Source organism: Mycobacterium sp., from assembly GCF_032159775.1.
In the GTDB taxonomy this organism is placed as follows: domain Bacteria; phylum Actinomycetota; class Actinomycetes; order Mycobacteriales; family Mycobacteriaceae; genus Mycobacterium.
In genome coordinates, this window is the sequence record NZ_JAVHWK010000133.1 from 13500 (window position 1) to 30709 (window position 17210).

A 17210-nucleotide genomic window follows, 5' to 3' on the forward strand; every position below is an offset into this window, starting at 1 on the left:
GTACCTCAGCGACTCAAGCAGCGTCTGCCTGCCGGGCCCCCTCGCGCAACCATCACGCGTCGAACCCCAGGAGCCAAGAGGATCGCTGTGAGCACATTTACCGAGACCATGTACAGCAATGCCCGGTGGAGCCTGAAGGGGATGGTCACCGGCGAACCCGACGCACCTGTGCGGCACACCTGGTCAGAGGTGCACCAGCAGGCCAGGTGCCTGGCAGGCGGATTGGCCAGAAGCGGCATCGGTCACGGTGACGCGGTCGCGGTGTTGGCAGGCGCGCCGGTCGAGATTGCGCCGACGGCCCAGGCAATCTGGATGCGCGGCGCGAGCCTGACGATGCTGCACCAACCCACGCCCCGAACCGACTTGGCCCGCTGGGCCTCGGAAAGCATCGGCGTCATCAACATGATCCAAGCCAGCGCAGTCGTCGTCTCCGAGCCGTTCATGGCCGCGGCACCCGTGCTGGCCGACGTCGGTCTGCGCGTGATCACGATCGACGAACTGGCCCGCAGCGAGCCGATCGACCCCGTCCACACCGACGACGACGACCTGGCCCTGATGCAACTGACCTCCGGGTCGACGGGTTCACCCAAGGCGGTCCAGATCAGTCACCGCAACTTCGTCGCCAATGCCGAAGCGATGTTCGCCGGCGCAGACGTCGACCCCGACAACGATGTGATCGTCAGTTGGCTGCCCTGCTTCCACGATATGGGTATGACCGGATTCCTCGCCGTGCCAATGTATTTCGGTGTCGAATTGGTGAAGGTGACGCCACTCGACTTCATGCGCGACATCCTGCTGTGGCCGAAACTGATCGACAAGTACAACGGCACGATGACCGCCGCACCCAATTTCGCCTACAACCTGCTGGCCAAGCGGCTGCGCAGGCAGGCCACTCCCGGCCAGTTCGACCTGTCTTCACTGCGATGGGCGTTGTCGGGGGCCGAACAGGTCGATCCGGACGATGTGGCGGAGTTGTGCGAGGCGGGCGCGCCGTTCGGCCTGCGGCCCGAGGCGATCCTGCCCGCCTACGGCATGGCCGAGACCACCGTTGCGGTGTCGTTCACCGAAAGCGGTACCGGCCTCCAGGTCGACGAGGTGGACGCCGACCTTCTCGCGGTCCTGCGCCGGGCTGTCCCGGCGACACACGGCCACACCCGCCGGCTGGCCTCACTCGGCCGCCTGCTCAAGGGCCTCGAGGCTCGCGTCGTCGACGTTGACGGCGCCGTGCTGCCCGCGCGCGGCGTCGGAGTCATCGAGGTGCGCGGTGATCCTGTGACGCGGGGATACACCACTGCGGCGGGATTCATCGCGGCCCAGGATGACGACGGGTGGTACGACACGGGGGATCTCGGCTACCTGACGGAGATAGGCAACATCGTGGTGTGCGGGCGGCTCAAAGACGTCATCATCATGGCGGGCCGCAACATCTATCCGACAGACATCGAGCGCGCCGCCTGTCGGGTCGACGGCGTGCGGCCAGGCGGCGCCGTTGCGGTCCGGCTCGATGCCGGGCACTCCCGCGAGTCCTTCGCCGTGGCTGTGGAATCCAAGGCCTTCGACGACCACGACGAGGTCTTGCGAATCGAACGCCAAGTCGCCCATGAGGTGGTTGCCGAGGTCGACGTGCGTCCTCGCAATGTCGTTGTGCTAGAACCGGGGATGATTCCGAAAACACCGTCGGGAAAACTGCGGCGCGCCCACGCCTTGGAGCTCATCGCCTGACCCCGACCGGCGCGGCGAGTAAATTTGTACTCACCGGGAAGGGGAGGCCGAGGTGCCGATGACTGATTACGACGCGCAGCCCGACCGATGCGCGTCTCCGGAGCCGCAACTGTCCAGCACGCAGCTGGAAGCGGACGACACCGACCTGCACGCCGGGCTCATCGGTCTGGCCGGAATCGTTGCAGGCGGGCGCGGGGTGCAGGAATTGCTCGGCGATGTCGCCGACTTTGCCGTGCAGGCGATACCCGGAGTCAAGGGCGCAGGCGTGACGTTGCTCGACTCTCCGGGAGATGTAACTCAGCCGGAGGCGTGGGCGGCCACCGCACAGTTCGTCCACGACATCGATGTCGTTCAGTACGAACTGTTCAAGGAGGGGCCGTGCATCACGTGCATGCAGACCGGGCGGCCCACGGTCAGCGGGTCACTGGGCGGTGACAATCGGTGGCCGCACTTCGCGGGCCGGGTGGCCCGGATGGGCGTGCACTCGGTGGTGTCCCTCCCGCTTCTCATCGACGACCAGGTGATCGGCGCCATCAACGCCTATGCATATGAGCGCGACGCGTTCGGTGAGCACGCAGTGCAGCTGGGTTCGCAGTTCGCCGGGCCTGCGGCGGCGTCGGTCTACAACGCCAAACTGTTGGCGGATGCGAGAGGCAGGGCCGAGAACCTGCAGCGCGCGATGAGCAGCCGCATGGTTATCGACCAGGCCATCGGCATCATGCGCAGCCGGTCGGGCGCAAGTGCGGAAGAAGCGTTCGACCGGCTCACCCACATCAGCCAGGCCGAGAACGTCAAGCTGCGTGTCGTCGCCGAGCGACTGGTGGCCGAGGCCGTGAGTCGCGCCCGCGCGCGGCGCAGGGTGCCGGGGGCGGCTAGCGCGGAGAGTCGGTAGCCAGCTCGGCCAGGGCCGCCACCAGCTGGGGCCGGGCCCCACGGTCGGTCATCAGCCGCTGGGCGAGGTCGGTGAGGTGCTGACCGGTAGCGTGGGCGTAGGTCCGCAGCAGCCTGAAGGCATCCGCGACCGACACGTCGAGGCTCTCGCGCAGGAAGCCCTTGGCCTGCTCGACGACGACGCGATTGACCAGTGCTGACCGTAGGCGGGGCATCACGGTGTCCGGCGTATACGGATGTTCCTGCAGGATGGCCACGCTGGCGACGTGGGCCAACGTCTGGCCGACAAGCAGGTCTGACTCGCTGAGCCCGCCGGTGGTGCTGCCGAACAGGCCGAGGGCACCGAGCACGATGCCTGCCGCGCGCATGGGGACGGCGTGCACCGAGACGAAACCGGCGTCGAGGGCAGCCGGGACGAATCGCGGCCACCGCCGGGCCGCACCATGCAGGTCGGCGATCGAGACCGGTTTGCCTGACGAGAAGCAGTCCACGCACGGGCCCTCGTCGGCCTGCAGCTGGAACAGCTCGAGTTCGTGGGCCTGCTCGGAGGTCGCGGCCAGCAGGCGTAGTTGTTCCAGCGGATCAACGAGCAGCAGTCCCGCCGCGGAGACGTCGAGTAGTGCGGCGCACCGCTCGGTGAGATCGGTCAGCAGGTCCACCACGTCGAAATCATCGAGCAGGCTGTCGACGAGGGTGACGACGGCATCCAGTACCTGGGTTTCACGAGGGGTTTCGGTCACGTTGACCTCCGTCGGCGATTGCTCCAGCAGCTGCCGCTCATCAGTCGGCCTCCAGTCTCAATCTGCGGTCGAGGATGTCGCGGGCCACGTCGGTGGCGCTGCGGCCGGTGGCGTAGGCGTGCGCCCGTAGCCGCACCAGCGCCTCGGTCGGCTCGACGCCCAATTGGGCGACCAGCATGCCGGTGGCCTGGCTGACCTCGGCGCGGCTGAGTGAATTCAACTCAACCCAGGCATCACTGCCCGGCTCGCCCGCGGCGGCCTGCAGATCGCCGTCCATCAGATCAAGGAGCGGGATCCCGGCGAGTTCGGCGGCGGCGACGGCGCCGACAAACTCCTCGCCGTTCAGCCGGCCGGGCAAGGCGCGGAACAGGTCGAGCGCCCCGACGTGTTCGCCCGCCACGAGCACCGGCATCGCGAAGACGAAGCGAATGTCGTTGGCCAGCATGGCCGGACCATAGGCAGGCCACCGGGTGTCGCTTGGATCGGCGAGGTCGACCACCAGAACCGGTACCTTGCTGGCGACCGACTCCAGGCATGGCCCCTCACCGAGGGTGAACTGCAGCTCGTCATATCTGCGGGCGGACGGCGAACTCGAGCCAAGAGTTCCGGCGTTGGAGCCGTCGAAGATCAGCGAGATGGCGGCGGCGTCGATATCGAAGAGGTCTACGCACGCCTCGCACAGCCGGTCGGCCGCGTCTACCCCGCGCCTGCCTTTGACGGCGGCGAGAAGCTGCTGTTGAATTGCCACATCTAGCCGAAAGGTGGCCGGGCGGCTGTCGAGGTGCCCGAGGCTCGAAATGGCTTGGTCATCCCTCCACCATTCCCTATCCCGGGCGGTTTGAAGCCCATTGCGCTGACATGATGACGAAATGACCGATGTGCGGGGCCGGGTGTGGCGCGGCGGCAAACCCCAGGAAGACTTCGATTTCTCGTCGATCTCGGACTATCTGACCCAGGACGACGTCCTGGTGTGGTGCGACATCTGTCAACCCGATGAGGCAGCGTTCGCCGACCTGGCGCAGGAGTTGGGGCTGAACAACTGGGCCGTGGAGGACGCCGTCGCCGAGGCCGAACGCACCAAGGCCGTCGTGTACAGATCGCACACCTTCTTCACGGTGTACTCGGTGTCGGTGACCCAGCCCGCCGACGACTCCGCTTCGGCGCTGGGTGTTCACCGCATCTCGGGATTCGTGCTGCCGCGCGGGCTGATCACCGTGCGGTTGTCACCGGACTTCGACATCGACACCGTTTCGCAGCGCTTCGACGAGCTCGGCGGCCAGGAGTACGGGGTCGGCGCGTTGGTGCACGGCTTGCTCGACGTGGTCGTCGACGGTCACTTCGAGGCCGTGCAAGCACTCGACGACGGTATCGAGGCGCTCGAGGACGACCTGTTCGAGAACAACACCCCTCGTGGTGGGTTGCAGCGCAAGACTTTTAGCCTCCGCAAAGATCTCGTCGCCCTCCGACGGGTGGTGCTGCCCATGCGCGAAGTGGTCAGTTCGATTCAGCACCGCAGGCTGGACGCGAAGACCGCACCGGAACTCGATCCGTTGTACGCCGACCTGTACGACCACGTGTTGCGGGTGTCGGAGTGGACGGAATCGCTGCGGGACATGGTCACCACCGTGTTCGAGACGAACCTGTCGCTTCAGGATGCTCGGCTCAACCAGGTGATGAAGAAGCTGACCGGCTGGGCCGCGATCATCGCGGTGCCGACGGCGATCACCGGGTTCTACGGCCAGAACGTGACCTATCCGGGCATCGAGACGGTCGGCGGTTTCGTCACCAGTACGGCCCTCATCGTGGTGATCGTGGTGCTGCTCTACTGGATGTTCAAGCGCCGGGACTGGTTGTAGTGCAACTCAATTCAATCACTGCTCGTCGCCGTTCAAGCTGAGCGTGCCGATCACGTCGCCTGCTGCCTCGTAGGTTGCCGTGAAGCCGTTCCGGTGATCGATGACGCGGATGTGCTCGGGCGCAAGCCCCCAGCCGCGGTACTTGAGCATCTGATCGCCGATCGCGAAGGTGTATTCGGGGACCGCATCCCATACCGCCTGGTATCCCGCGGCGACAAGGCCGGCCACTCGACCTTGCCTTGCCGCGTCGCGCCAGTGCTCGGCCGGTATGCGTCGTCCCGCGGCGACGTTGTAGGCGAGCGCGACATCGCCTGCGGCATACACATTGGGTGCCGATGTGTGCATGTGCTCGTCAACGAGGATGCGGCCCTTCTCGGTGTCGATGCCCGCCTGCGCGGCGAGCCTGCAGTCGGGGCGCACCCCGGTGGCCGACACGACAAGCTCCGCGTCAATGGCTTCGCCGGTGTCCAGGGTGACCGTGCGATCCTCGACGGCTGCCACGCCCGCCGACCCGATGAACCGAACGCCGATGTCGGACAACATCTTCGCCACGCGCTCGCCGACCTCGACGCCAAACCTGCGGTGCACCGGGACCGGCTCGGGCGCGACGAGTGTGGTGGCGATCCCGCGCGATGCCAGGCTGGACGCCGCCTCGCACCCGATCAGGCCGGCACCGATCACGACGGCCGAGTCGGCGTTCTTGGCCGCCATCCGCAGGACGACGGCGTCGGAGAACGATCGCAGGGCCAATGCTGATTCGCCGCCTGGGACGGCGAGCGGCACGGGCGTCGCGCCGGAGGCTAACACCAGATGCCAGTAGGCGTAGCGAGTGCCCGCTGCGGTCACGACCTCGCGGTTGGCGAGGTCGATGTGGTCGACCGTGATGCCGCGGTGCAAGCGGATGTCGTTCTGCACGAACCAGGCGGGACCGTGCAGGTCGAGTTTGGGGTTGCGGCCGCGCAGATACGCCTTGCTCAGGTGCGGCTTGGCGTAGGGCAGTGCGGCGTCGCTGCTGAGTATGCGGACGGGGATCTTGGGGTGCTTGCGCACAAAGGTCTCCGCAGCGGTAAGCCCTGCTGGACCGCTGCCGATGGCGATGAACCCAGGTGCCACCACTTTCTGTGGGTACCACCGCCAAGGCTTTGCTACTCCACGGCTTCCGACATGGTCACAAAGCGGTCAGACGTCGTCGGCCGTAATGCCCCAGACCAGGCAGAACGTGTGGCCTGCGGGGTCTCGGAACACCCGGAACCGGTCCTCGCCGTGAGCATCGGGCACGCGGGTCGCGCCGAGGGCCAGGACGTCGCGCTCGGCGGTGTCGATGTCGTCGACCTCGATGTCGAGGTGGAACTGTTGCGAGCCCTGCGGGTCGGGGAATCGGGGTGGTTCGTGTTCCGGTGACAGTTGGAAAGCGAACCGTCTGCCTTGGGGGTCGGTCACGACCGACCACGTTTCGTCGACGACTTCGACGTTGCCGCCGAGTAGGCCGCCGTAGAACTTGGCCAGTTCGGCGGGATGTTGGGTATCCAGAACTACCGAGCGCAGCTTTCCGATCATGGCGTGGGGGTTGCCGCATCGCCCGCCGCACAAACGATCACGTCGTCGACGTCGCTGTGGGACCATCTGGCTGTGAATCCCGAGGACGATCCCGAGGCCCGGATCAGGGCGCTGGAACAACCGCTTTCGGACCAGGCCCAGGCGAGCGAACTGGGTGGTGCGCACTACGGCAGCGCCGACTACGCGCCACCTCCCGCGCCGGCCTACACCCCGCCCGACTACAGCACCCCGGCCTACGGGAACCCTCCGCCGTACGGCACTGCGCCCTATGGCAACCCGACCTACGGCGCGCAGCCGTTCGGTGACCAGCAGTACGGGAATCAGCCCTACGGCCAGTTCCCGTCGCCGCAGAAGTCCTCCGGCGGCATCCCGTGGGCGGTGTTCGGCATCATCGCGGTCCTGTTCATCGGCGGGCTCGTCGCGGGCGCCGTCGTCTACACCACCAGGAGCGGTGGCGGGTCGACCGTGTCGAGTGGCGGCGGCTCCATCGACATCCCCTCAATCCCCTCGATCGACATCCCGAGCATGCCCAGCTTCCCCGCCGCGCCGAGTGCGCCGAACGCCGCGCCGGGCACGGACCCGGACGCGATCACCGGAACGCCCGGCCAGGTGGTCACCGTCTCGGGCATCGACGAGAACAAGACGGTCGCATGCAACGACGCCACGGTGAACATCAGCGGCATCCGAAACACCGTGAACATCACCGGGCATTGCGTGAAGATTTCGGTGTCTGGCGTCGAGAACGTCATCACCGTCGACGCCGCCGACACGATCGGTGCTTCGGGCTTCGACAATCGGGTCACTTTCCACTCAGGATCCCCGCAAGTCGATAACGCCGGATCGAATACGGTGCAGCAGGGCTGACCCGAATTCGGCGGCTATGGCAATTACCGAAACGGGCCGATAAACGAAACAAAAGTTGTCAGACTGATTGCACGATAATTCGTCGCTGGGGGTCTCATGTCTGACACCGAATCCGCGCGCAAGAAGCCCGCGCCGCGCTCCGGACTCGCGGTAACAATCGCCTGGCTCGCGGGCGCCGGCGTGCCACTTCTTGCGATCGGGTTCGGCGGCTGGCTGCTGGCGCGCAACTTCACCGCGGCCGGCCCGGAGTTCCTGACGCGCTATGTGTTCGGCGAGCGGGACACCGAACCGCTGGCACGCGGACGCGACGTCGCCGACCCTGCGCACCCGCGGGCCGATCTGGCTTCCGACATCCACGACGTCATCAATCGGGACTGGTCGGTTATCGGCGGCTATTTCCTCATCCTGTTCACGTGCTCGCTGATCTTCATCATGATCATGCTCGCGTTTTCGAATTCGGCCAGAAATCTCAGTTTCGCGATCTTCGGGGCGGTGGTCGTCGCCACTGTGATGGACATCGCGGAGAACGTCCTCGTTCTGATGGCGACGAATCCGCCGGCATTCCCCGGACGGCTGCACGATGAATTCTGGATCGTCGCACCTGCCGCCGTGGCGACCGTGAAATGGTGCGCGCTCATCGTCGCCCTGTGTGCGGTGCCCGCCGCGATATTCGCGGTCTGGCGGTTGGCGGTTTCCTATGTCTCCCGCCGGGTGCGTCGCAAGGGCGGCGAGGAGTGGTGGGACAGGGCACTCGGCGATGTTGACCCCGCTCCGAAGGCCGACCAAAATGACGCCGAGAACGCCTGGCGGCAGGCCTATTACGTGCCCGGCGCAGATGTTCTCGCCGCCGTGACCGGCGTGCTCGGCGTCGACGTGCCGCGAACACCGGCCGCGCTGTGTCTCTCAGGCGGCGGGATTCGATCGGGCTGCGTCGCGATGGGCGCCATGCAGACCCTGTCCCGTGTGCCAGAAGGCGAGGAACCGACGGCGTGGGACGGCGCACCGCGGCTTGACGGGTTCGACTACATCATCTCCGTCTCCGGTGGCGGATACACGGCGGGCGCGCGACTGATGGCGATCCAAAAGCCGATCGACGGCGAAGTGGCCGAGGAGAACGGCCGAAAGCTCACGCTCGCAGACCGGTTCAGCCCGGGCTCACCGGAGTTCGCGTTCCTTCGCAGGCGATCCAGCTACATCGCCGACTCACCGATCGGTCTGATCAGGGCGCTGGCCGAGGTCTTCAAGAACCTGGTGCTGTCGGTGCTGATGCTGATCTTGGTCGCGGTCATCTTCGGCTGGGTTTTCGGCTGGTTCGTGGCGACGCTTCCTCTTGCCGCGTTCGTGCCGTCGCGGGTGACCACGCCGGCCGACCCGGTGCATTTGCCCTCGCTGGATCACCACCTCACCGTCGCTGCGACGGCGATCGCGATTCCGGTGGTCTGCGCGCTGGCCCTCGGCGGGCTCGCACTGCTCTGCGAGTACGCCACCACGAAGCGCTCGGTCACGCTGCTCAAGGACCAGCTGAACATGGCCGCCAGTGCCGTGAGCCTGCTCGCGGTAGTCGTCTTCGCCGTGACGACGGCACTGCCCGCCCTGATGTGGCTGTGCGCGCCGCTGTCGCCGAGCGCGGACAACAAGGCGCCGCCCATCGCCGCGTTCGGGGGCTTCGCCGCAGTGCTGATCCTGCAATACGGGGCGACGATCATCTCGATGGTCACGAAGAAGAAGGACCCCTCCGGCGAGGGTCGCGTCTCACGGATACGAAAGATGTTGCCGCCCGGAGTCGTTCAGTTATTGATCGTGCTGCTCACACTGACCGTCCTGGTCGTCGCGTGGCTGCTGGTGGTCGGCATCGCCGCTGCGCAGGTCTTCGCCTGGGTGACGCGCAGCGGCACGCGACTCACTCCGGTTCCCCACTGGTTCTGGATTCTGCTGGCCATCGCGTTCATCGTCACGATTCTCAGCTGCGTCGACGTCACGTCGCTGAGCCTGCATCCGTTCTATCGCGGCCGGCTGGCACGGGCGTTCGCTGTGCGTCGAATCGCCGGCGAGCCGCAGGGTTACAAAGCCGAAGAGGGTACGTGGCTGGACAGCTACGGTCGCACCAGCGGCGGGCCGAAGTTCGTCTTCGCTGCGGCGGCCGCGCTCTCCGGTGACGCCAAACCCGCGCCGGGCCTCAACGCGGTTTCGTATGTGCTGAGCGCGGACTACATCGGCGGCCCCGCTCTCGGCTGGCTGGACACCAGGGAGACGATCGCCATCTCGTCGTCGCGGATCAAACGCGATCTCACCGTTCAGGCCGCCGTGGCGATCAGCGGCGCGGCGTTCGCGTCGGCGATGGGGCGCATGAACAAGGGCTTTCAGTCACTGCTCGCGGTGTCGGGCGCCCGGCTGGGCACCTGGCTGCCCAACCCGGTTTTCGTCAGGAACGCCAAAGACAATGCGGCACAACCCCTCTATCCGAAGGCGCTGCCGTCGGTGCGGGGGGCAGGGTACTTCTATCGGGAACTGTTCGGAATCAACAAAAAGCAGGCCCGTCTCGTCCAGGTGACCGACGGCGGCCACTACGAGAACCTCGGGCTTGTCGAGGCGTTGCGGCGCCGCTGCAGGCTGATCTATGTCGTCGACGGCGGCGGCGACACTCCCCCGCTGCTGTCGGGTTTGTCGGATGCGATCCGGCTGGCGCGGTTCGAATTGGGCGTCGAGATCGAGCTCGACGAGCGGGGTGCGCACGGCGTGCCCAGCCTGGCGCCGGGGTCGGCGGAACCGTTCGGTACGGGGCACGCATTCCACTCACTCAACGACAGGCTCACGGCAGGGGCGGTGCTGCGCGGCGCCATCACCTATCCGGCGGCCGCAGGCATGGGCGAGCACAACACCGGAATGCTGATCGTCGCCAAGGCCGTGCTGTGGCAGGAGCTGCCCGACTGGGTGCTGACGTACGGGGCGGGAAAGAGCGGCGAGAGCTTCCCTAACGACAAGACGTCGGACCAGTGGTTCAACGAGGCGCAGTTCGCTGCCTACACCGAGGTCGGACGTCGGATCGCGGTCAGGGCGCGCACGGTGCGCTCGTATCAGGAGGAGCCGGTACCCGCCAAGGTGCCTGCCCGCGAGGGCGTGCTGGTGGAGGCCGACGGCCGGCGAAGCTGATTCGCCGACCCGGCGTCAGGTCGGGGGGGACGAGCGAGCCCAGAATCGACTCTTCGATCTTTTCTGGTCACCTTCCACGTCGGACCACTCGCCGGACGCATAGCTAAATGGCTTCCTGGCGCCGCCCCGGAACACATCCAGGCTGCCGTCGTGGTGTTTGGTGTATGTGTCACCGAACCGCATGTACTTGTCGGTGCCGCCGTCGTGGCGGGTCACGCTGACTGTCATGGGAGATGCCGTTTGCGCTGGCTGGTTCTGCTTTTCATCGGACGTGCGCGCCGGCCGCAAGCAGATCGTCGACGCTGGATGTGTTGCCTGGCGCCGCTGCGGTCATCATCGCGTCGTGCGCTGCATCCGGATCAGAGTGCGGGGGGATGACAAGCAGGAGGATCCTGTCGCGCCCGTCGGCACCCAGCACCTGGAGGGTGCTTGCCGGTTGCCGCGTGTAGCCGTCAAGTCGAACCGCTCGCCCGCCGGTCGTCAGCCGCCGGGGCACCGTCGCCCATTCGGCGAGGTTGTACATCACGCGATCGATGACCCCGAGGCGCACCGACAGCACCGCCAGTAGGTCCGGCAGCTCGTGGCTGAGGTCGTCGCTGCGCGGCCACCATGCCCCGTCGACGTGTCCCGTCGTCGGCGCCTTGGGCTTCAATCGCAATCGAGGGGTGTGCTCGGGTCCTGTGTGGTCATCACCGGACGCGGCGGGGCCATTGTGACGTGTCATCGGACTGATCCGTCCTGACCGCGGATACGGCCGAATGCTCGAACTGGTCCCGATTGGGGCACATTCGATGAAAGACCTTGCGCTTCAACGGTTCTCGTTGTGAAGAACGTCTGATTGCTGGGCGCCTGATAGCGGAGCCGGACTGGACCCGATCGATCCAGCATACGCTCGCGCCCTGCCGGCAGGCCGGTGACCCTACAACGTCCGTAAAACGCATTGTGGGCTGGTGGGAAAACCCACCAGCCCACATTACGAAACCTTGTTAGACAGCAGTTACACGTACCGCCTGCGGTCCCTTGGCGCCCTGCTCAACGCTGAATTCAACCCTCTGGTTTTCTTCAAGCGACTTGTAGCCGTTGCCCTGAATTTCCGAGAAGTGAACGAACACGTCGGCTGCGCCGTCATCTGGAGCGATGAAGCCGAAGCCCTTATCGCTGTTGAACCATTTCACAGTTCCCTGCGTCATACTTTTCTTCTTCTTTCAATTTTCCACCGGATGTCAACGGACATCCCTGACAACCGTATCACGGGTAGCACCAATTGCGTATTGGACTGCGGCAGAATGTATTTGACAAGCACGTGGATGGCCTACGGCGTCGGCACCGCCGTCGTCCGATTTCAGGGGTGTACTGAGGGCCCGAACGGGGCAATCAGACCCCATGCCGCGGAGGCCGTGGAGACCCCTCCACCACCACCTTTCCGCCGCCGACGAGCGGTTCGGACTGCGACTCGGCGCCGGTGTCGTGGGCATGTTCACCGCGTCGGCAGCGTTTGTGCTCTTGCTTCTGCTGGTTCGATCGGGTTGGCCCCCGTTACGCGACCTCGACGCGAACGCGGCGCAGGCGGCGCAACGGATCGATGGCTTCCATCCCGGCCTCGTCCGGACCGCCGAGACCGTGAGCAATGTCTTCGATCCGAATGTCTTCCGGGTCGTTCTCGGGTTGATCGCATTGATGTATCTGGCTCGTGGCGAACGCCGTCACGCGGTGTGGCTGCTCGTCACCGTGTTCGGCGGCGCCGCGCTCGGAGTCGCCTTGAAAATGCTTGTGGGCCGGGCCCGTCCGGCTCTACCCGATCCGGTGTCGCCTGCGCCGGGGGGCATGTCATTTCCGTCCGGCCACGCGTTGGGTGCGACCATCGGGTGCTGCCTGCTGCTCCTCCTCACGCTGCGACTGCTTCCGCGTCGCGGCCGCATCGCCGCGATACTGGCGGCGGTTCTGGTGGTCGGGGTGGTCGCGCTTGCCCGGGTGATGCTCGGCGTCCATTTCGTCAGCGATGTGCTGGCGGGGATCACGCTGGGCATCGCCTGGGTCGCCGTGACGACGTGGGCGTACGTCGCCTGGCGACGCGAGACGGCGCAACCCGTGGCGCGGGCGGCCGAAGTCGGCAGCGCCGAGCAGCCAGCCCGTCGCTGACCTGCGCGTATGGCCGAATGCAATTTGACTGACGAGTAAATCGGCCAGGAATTGGGTACTTCGAGTGCATGCGCTCACACGGCATCGGGGGCGTGGCCAGGGAAGTCGGGTGGCTCGTCGTCTCGGCGCTGTGCCTGACCGCGGTGATGGTGTTTCTGGGATACGTCGTCACCGATCTCCTGCCGTCGACCGCGATCGGTCGATGGGATGCCGACGTGCCGCGCCGTCTGCTCGAGTATCGCCAGCACGACGCGGTCTCGGAAAGCAAGATCATCACGACGCTGTCGGCCACCCCGACGATCGTCGTCCTCACGGTGCTCGCCACGATTGTGTGCCGCGCGATGTTCGGCCGTTGGCGTGAGGCGCTCGTGGTCATCTGCGCGGTGGTGGGCGAAACCGCGATCTTCATGGCGACCACCATGCTCATCGACCGCCCGCGCCCGAATGTGGTGCACCTCGACGTCGCACCGCCGACGTCGTCATTCCCGTCCGGTCACACCGCCGCAGCGGTGTGCTTCTACGGTTCGGTCGCCGCGATCGTGATATGGCACGCCACGAGGCGGTGGGTCAGCGTCGTCGCCGTGATCCTTTGTGCGGCAGTCCCGCTGACGATCGCCGTCAGTCGCGTGTACCGCGGCATGCACTACCCGACGGATGTAATGGCCGGCGGACTTCTCGGGGCGGTGTGGTTGAGCGTCGTGATCTTCTACGTGCGCCGGCACAGCGCCGGCGGGCGCCGGGACGCCGTCGTCGACGCCGACGCGAGGCTGGTGAAGGGGTGACGCGCGCAGCAATCATCGTCAACCCCGCGAAATCCGAGGCGACCGACCTGCGTGAAGACGTCGACAAGACGCTGGCCTCCGCCGGCTGGTCGCCGTCCCTGTGGCTGGAGACGACGCCAACGGACCCCGGCTTCGGAATGGCCGAGACCGCCGTGGAGGCCGGCGTGGCGCTGGTGGTGATCTGTGGCGGCGACGGCACGGTGATGGCGTGCCTCGATGCGCTCAGCAACACCGGCCTGCCCGTTGCCGTGCTCCCGATCGGCAGCGGCAACCTGCTCGCCCGAAATCTCGGAATCCCGCTCGAATTCGACGAGTCGATGGATGTCGCCGTCAACGGTGACGACCGTCGCATCGACCTGGGGCGGGTCGACGACCAAGCGTTCGCGGTGATGGCGGGGATGGGTTTCGACGCCGCGATGATGGCCGACACCACCGAGGCCATGAAGCGACTGGTCGGGTGGCCCGCCTATATCGCAAGTGCCCTGCGACATCTGCGGGATCCGGTGATGCGAATCGAGCTGAGCATCGACGGTGGCCCGCCGGTGCGTCGGTCAGCCCGGACGGTCTTGGTGGGCAACGTCGGGCAGCTGGAGGGCGGCCTCGAACTGTTGCCTGCTGCGTCGGCCGACGACGGCCTACTCGATGTGGTGGTCGTCGCGCCGCGGACGCTTCGCGATTGGCTTCGGGTGGCGAACCGGATCATCCGCAAGCCGCACACCCACGATCGACACCTCGAACGCTTTCAGGGACAAGCGATCTCAATCGTGGCTGACCGCGATGTGCCGCGGCAGGTGGACGGTGAGGTCATCGCCGACGGTCGTCGCATCGACGCACGCGTTGAGCCGGGCGCGCTCGTCGTTCGAGTACCGCGGTCGTCGGCGGCCGCCGCGTGACCAGATAGATTGCAGCGATGGGCACGTCGAGTCGCGTCCCGCAGACGAGAACGATCTCCGGCGACGAACTGTCTGCCGACGATGCCATGACTGCCCTGCGGCGCTACGGCCGCTGGAACCTGGTGAAGAACTCGTTCGTCCGGTTCAGGTACGCCGACGGGTTCTCGCACTCACGCGCGCTGGCCCTGCAGCTGTGCCTGTCCTTCATCCCGCTCGTCATAGCGCTCGTCGGCCTGGCCGCAGCCGTGCATCAGGAGAAGGCGGCCCGGGTGATCATCCAGACCGTGGCGGGCGTATTGCCCGGCAAGGATCAGGGCGACATGGTCGAGCAGGCCGCGCAGCGTACCCACGATCAAGGGGTTACCGGCGGTCAGCTGGCGCTGTGGCTCGGTCTGCTCGCTGCCATCGTGGCGCTGACGACGGCAATGGGCCAGATCGAGCGCGGCGCCAACCGCATCTACGGCATCGAGCGCGACCGCCCCGCGCTGCAGAAGTACGGGCGGGCCCTGTTGATGGCACTGACGGCCGGCCTGCTGCTGCAGCTTGGATTCCTCGTCATCATCGCCGGCGACGCGCTCGGCGACTCTCTTGCCGCAGCGTACGGTCTTGGCGACACCTTCAAGACCATGTGGACGATCGGCAGCTGGCCCGTCGGAATCCTGTTGGCCTGGGTTTCTTTCACCGTCATCATCGAACGCGCGCCGCGCAGGCAGCAACCGGGCTTTTCATGGCTGGCCTTCGGCGCCGGGGTGTCACTTGTGTTGTGGCTCTTGTTGACCGGACTGCTGGCGCTCTACGTCATCAAGAGCGGATCATTCGGCAGCACCTACGGCCCGTTGACCGGGATCTTCGCGCTGCTGCTGTGGGCGAACCTGTCCTCGGTCGCGCTGTTCCTCGGTGTCGCGTTCGCCGCGCAACTCGAAGCGGTTCGGGCAGGCGCACCAGAGCCGACCACGGGAGATCCGGCGACTTCGGCGTGAAAAGTGTCGCTCAGCGGTAGAAATCACGCCGAAATCGCTATCTTGTTCCGGTGGAAGGGACGCCGGAGCAGGGCACGCCGTTCGGCCGCTACACGCTGATCGAGCTGCTGGGGCGTGGCGGCATGGGCGAGGTGTGGAAGGCCCACGACACGGCGATCGACCGGGTGGTTGCGCTGAAAATGCTGCTCCCCCACTACGCCAAGGATCCCGATTTCGACCAGCGGTTCCGCCGCGAGGCCAGGGCCGCCGCACGGCTGGACGATCCGCACGTCGTGCCGATCTACGATGTCGGCGAGATCGACGACCGGCTCTACGTCACCATGCGGCTGATCAACGGCACCGACTTGCAGACGCTGATCGACCAGGGCCCGCTCGAGCCGGGCCGTGCGGTGGCGATCATCGACCAGATCGCGTCCGCACTGCACGCCGCCCACGATGTCGGGCTGGTGCACCGCGACGTCAAACCGTCCAACATCCTGGTGGACAAGAACGACTACGCCTATCTCATCGACTTCGGCATCGCCCGCGCCGCCACCGACACCGGGTTGACGTCGGCCAGCTCCGCGATCGGCACCTGGGCCTACATGGCGCCGGAACGGTTCAGTTCCGGTGAGGTGCACCCGAGTTCGGACGTCTATGCACTGGCCTGCGTGCTCTACCAATGCCTCACCGGCCAACAGCCGTTTCCGGGCAACACGCTCGAGCAGGTCGCGGTCGGGCACATGGTCACCCCGCCGCCCCGGCCATCCGAACGCGCGGCGATCCCCGCGGCCATGGATCAGGTGATCGCCACCGGGCTCGCCAAGCAACCCGCTGACCGCTACCCGACTACCATCGAAATGGCCTCAGCCGCAAAGGAAGCCGTGACCGGAACCGGTGCATCCATCGCCGCGCGACCTAGTCCACCGCCGCCGTCGCCCGCCGGCGGTGCGCCTGCGCAGAACTGGCCGCAGCAACCGTGGACGCAGGTGGGCAACACCCCGGCCCCGTACCCGGCGTCGGCGCCGACGCAGTTCAGCGGACCCCACCATGTGCAGCCGCCGCCACCGCCGCGACCGTCCGCTCCGAAGAAGTCCGGCGGCAGGCACGGCATCCTGATCGGCGCAGCGGTATTCGTCGTGACGCTGCTCGTCGTCGGCGGCGTGGTCGGCTTCATCGAATTCACCCAGCGCGACGAGTCCGCGTCCAGCGCGCCGGCCAAGGCGGCCCCCGGCGGCGTCGACTTCACCGGGACGTACCGGGCGGACTACGGGCCGGGCACGGATCTCGATGACAAGCCGGTCGCCAATGCGCCTGCGACAACCAGCAATTGGGCCGTCCGGTCGGAATGCGGCGCGGGCGGCTGCGTGGCGACGGCGGCGAACGTCAGCGGCGGCGGCACGGCGCTGTTGTCGAATATGACCTTCGACCAGATGAACGGTGCCTGGGTGGCCGTCGGCCTCGCCTCAGCGGAATGCGGCGGCGACGGGCCGTCGGAAATCTGGGTCATCACGACGCTGCAGCCGCTTCCCGACGGCACGCTCACCGGCGACAGCCTCAGGGCGTCCACCGACAGCCTCTGCGCGGCGAAGCGGACGGTGAAGTTCACCCGCACGGGCGATCCCGACCCCAACAAGGTTCCCGATCCGGGCGTGCT

16 protein-coding genes are annotated in these 17210 nt (G+C 66.5%); 10 read left to right on the forward strand and 6 right to left on the reverse strand.

Features of this window, described 5'->3' with window-relative positions; genetic code table 11:
* Positions 1-87 precede the first annotated feature (87 nt).
* Positions 88-1722, forward strand: a complete 1635-nt coding sequence (locus tag QOJ24_RS17055) for a fatty acyl-AMP ligase (RefSeq protein WP_526263264.1) — start codon at positions 88-90, stop codon at positions 1720-1722.
* A gap of 58 nt (positions 1723-1780) precedes the next feature.
* Positions 1781-2614 carry a GAF and ANTAR domain-containing protein gene (locus tag QOJ24_RS17060; protein WP_526263266.1) on the forward strand — a complete coding sequence of 278 codons (834 nt, stop codon included), beginning with the start codon at positions 1781-1783 and terminating at the stop codon, positions 2612-2614.
* Here the strand turns inward: QOJ24_RS17060 and QOJ24_RS17065 are convergent.
* On the reverse strand, positions 2595-3353 hold the full coding sequence (locus QOJ24_RS17065) for a GAF domain-containing protein (protein WP_526263267.1): 759 nt from the start codon (positions 3351-3353) through the stop codon (positions 2595-2597). The two genes, QOJ24_RS17060 and QOJ24_RS17065, sit on opposite strands and share 20 nt — an antisense overlap.
* A 40-nt stretch (positions 3354-3393) precedes the next feature.
* Positions 3394-4101 (reverse strand): ANTAR domain-containing protein, encoded by a 708-nt coding sequence (locus QOJ24_RS17070; RefSeq protein WP_526263269.1) that lies wholly within the window; start codon positions 4099-4101, stop codon positions 3394-3396.
* 121 nt (positions 4102-4222) lie between these two features.
* On the opposite strand from QOJ24_RS17070, the gene QOJ24_RS17075 reads away from it, so the two are divergent.
* Positions 4223-5209 carry a magnesium transporter CorA family protein gene (locus tag QOJ24_RS17075; RefSeq protein WP_526263271.1) on the forward strand — a complete coding sequence of 329 codons (987 nt, stop codon included), beginning with the start codon at positions 4223-4225 and terminating at the stop codon, positions 5207-5209.
* A 15-nt stretch (positions 5210-5224) separates the two neighbouring features.
* On the opposite strand, the gene QOJ24_RS17080 is transcribed toward QOJ24_RS17075, so the two are convergent.
* Positions 5225-6325 (reverse strand): NAD(P)/FAD-dependent oxidoreductase, encoded by a 1101-nt coding sequence (locus QOJ24_RS17080; protein ID WP_526263273.1) that lies wholly within the window; start codon positions 6323-6325, stop codon positions 5225-5227.
* 63 nt (positions 6326-6388) lie between these two features.
* Positions 6389-6766, reverse strand: coding sequence for a VOC family protein (locus QOJ24_RS17085; RefSeq protein ID WP_526263275.1), 378 nt, complete (start codon positions 6764-6766; stop codon positions 6389-6391).
* Between the two features lie 3 nt (positions 6767-6769).
* Here QOJ24_RS17085 and QOJ24_RS17090 point away from each other — a divergent pair, with 3 nt between their 5' ends.
* On the forward strand, positions 6770-7630 hold the full coding sequence (locus tag QOJ24_RS17090) for a DUF3060 domain-containing protein (protein WP_526263277.1): 861 nt from the start codon (positions 6770-6772) through the stop codon (positions 7628-7630).
* Between the two features lie 96 nt (positions 7631-7726).
* A complete protein-coding gene (locus tag QOJ24_RS17095; protein WP_526263279.1) occupies positions 7727-10780 on the forward strand; it encodes a hypothetical protein in 3054 nt (1017 codons plus the stop codon).
* A gap of 262 nt (positions 10781-11042) precedes the next feature.
* Here QOJ24_RS17095 and QOJ24_RS17100 read toward each other — a convergent pair whose 3' ends face one another.
* A complete protein-coding gene (locus QOJ24_RS17100) occupies positions 11043-11504 on the reverse strand; it encodes a DUF5994 family protein (protein WP_526263281.1) in 462 nt (153 codons plus the stop codon).
* A 262-nt stretch (positions 11505-11766) separates the two neighbouring features.
* The gene (gene cspE, locus QOJ24_RS17105; RefSeq protein ID WP_123029213.1) at positions 11767-11970 is read right to left on the reverse strand and encodes a transcription antiterminator/RNA stability regulator CspE; all 204 of its coding nucleotides are present in this window, start codon (positions 11968-11970) and stop codon (positions 11767-11769) included.
* Between the two features lie 193 nt (positions 11971-12163).
* Here cspE and QOJ24_RS17110 point away from each other — a divergent pair, with 193 nt between their 5' ends.
* The 5 genes from QOJ24_RS17110 to QOJ24_RS17130 form a co-directional block, all read left to right on the forward strand.
* A complete protein-coding gene (locus QOJ24_RS17110) occupies positions 12164-12919 on the forward strand; it encodes a phosphatase PAP2 family protein (RefSeq protein ID WP_526263283.1) in 756 nt (251 codons plus the stop codon).
* Positions 12920-12987: 68 nt separating this feature from the next.
* Positions 12988-13701 (forward strand): phosphatase PAP2 family protein, encoded by a 714-nt coding sequence (locus QOJ24_RS17115; protein ID WP_526263285.1) that lies wholly within the window; start codon positions 12988-12990, stop codon positions 13699-13701.
* A complete protein-coding gene (locus QOJ24_RS17120) occupies positions 13698-14594 on the forward strand; it encodes a diacylglycerol/lipid kinase family protein (RefSeq protein WP_526263287.1) in 897 nt (298 codons plus the stop codon). The genes QOJ24_RS17115 and QOJ24_RS17120 overlap by 4 nt, the downstream gene beginning before the upstream one ends.
* 17 nt (positions 14595-14611) lie before the next feature.
* Positions 14612-15574, forward strand: coding sequence for a YhjD/YihY/BrkB family envelope integrity protein (locus QOJ24_RS17125; RefSeq protein WP_526263289.1), 963 nt, complete (start codon positions 14612-14614; stop codon positions 15572-15574).
* 50 nt (positions 15575-15624) lie between these two features.
* A partial coding sequence (locus tag QOJ24_RS17130; RefSeq protein ID WP_526263291.1) for a serine/threonine-protein kinase occupies positions 15625-17210 on the forward strand: 1586 nt, incomplete at its 3' end.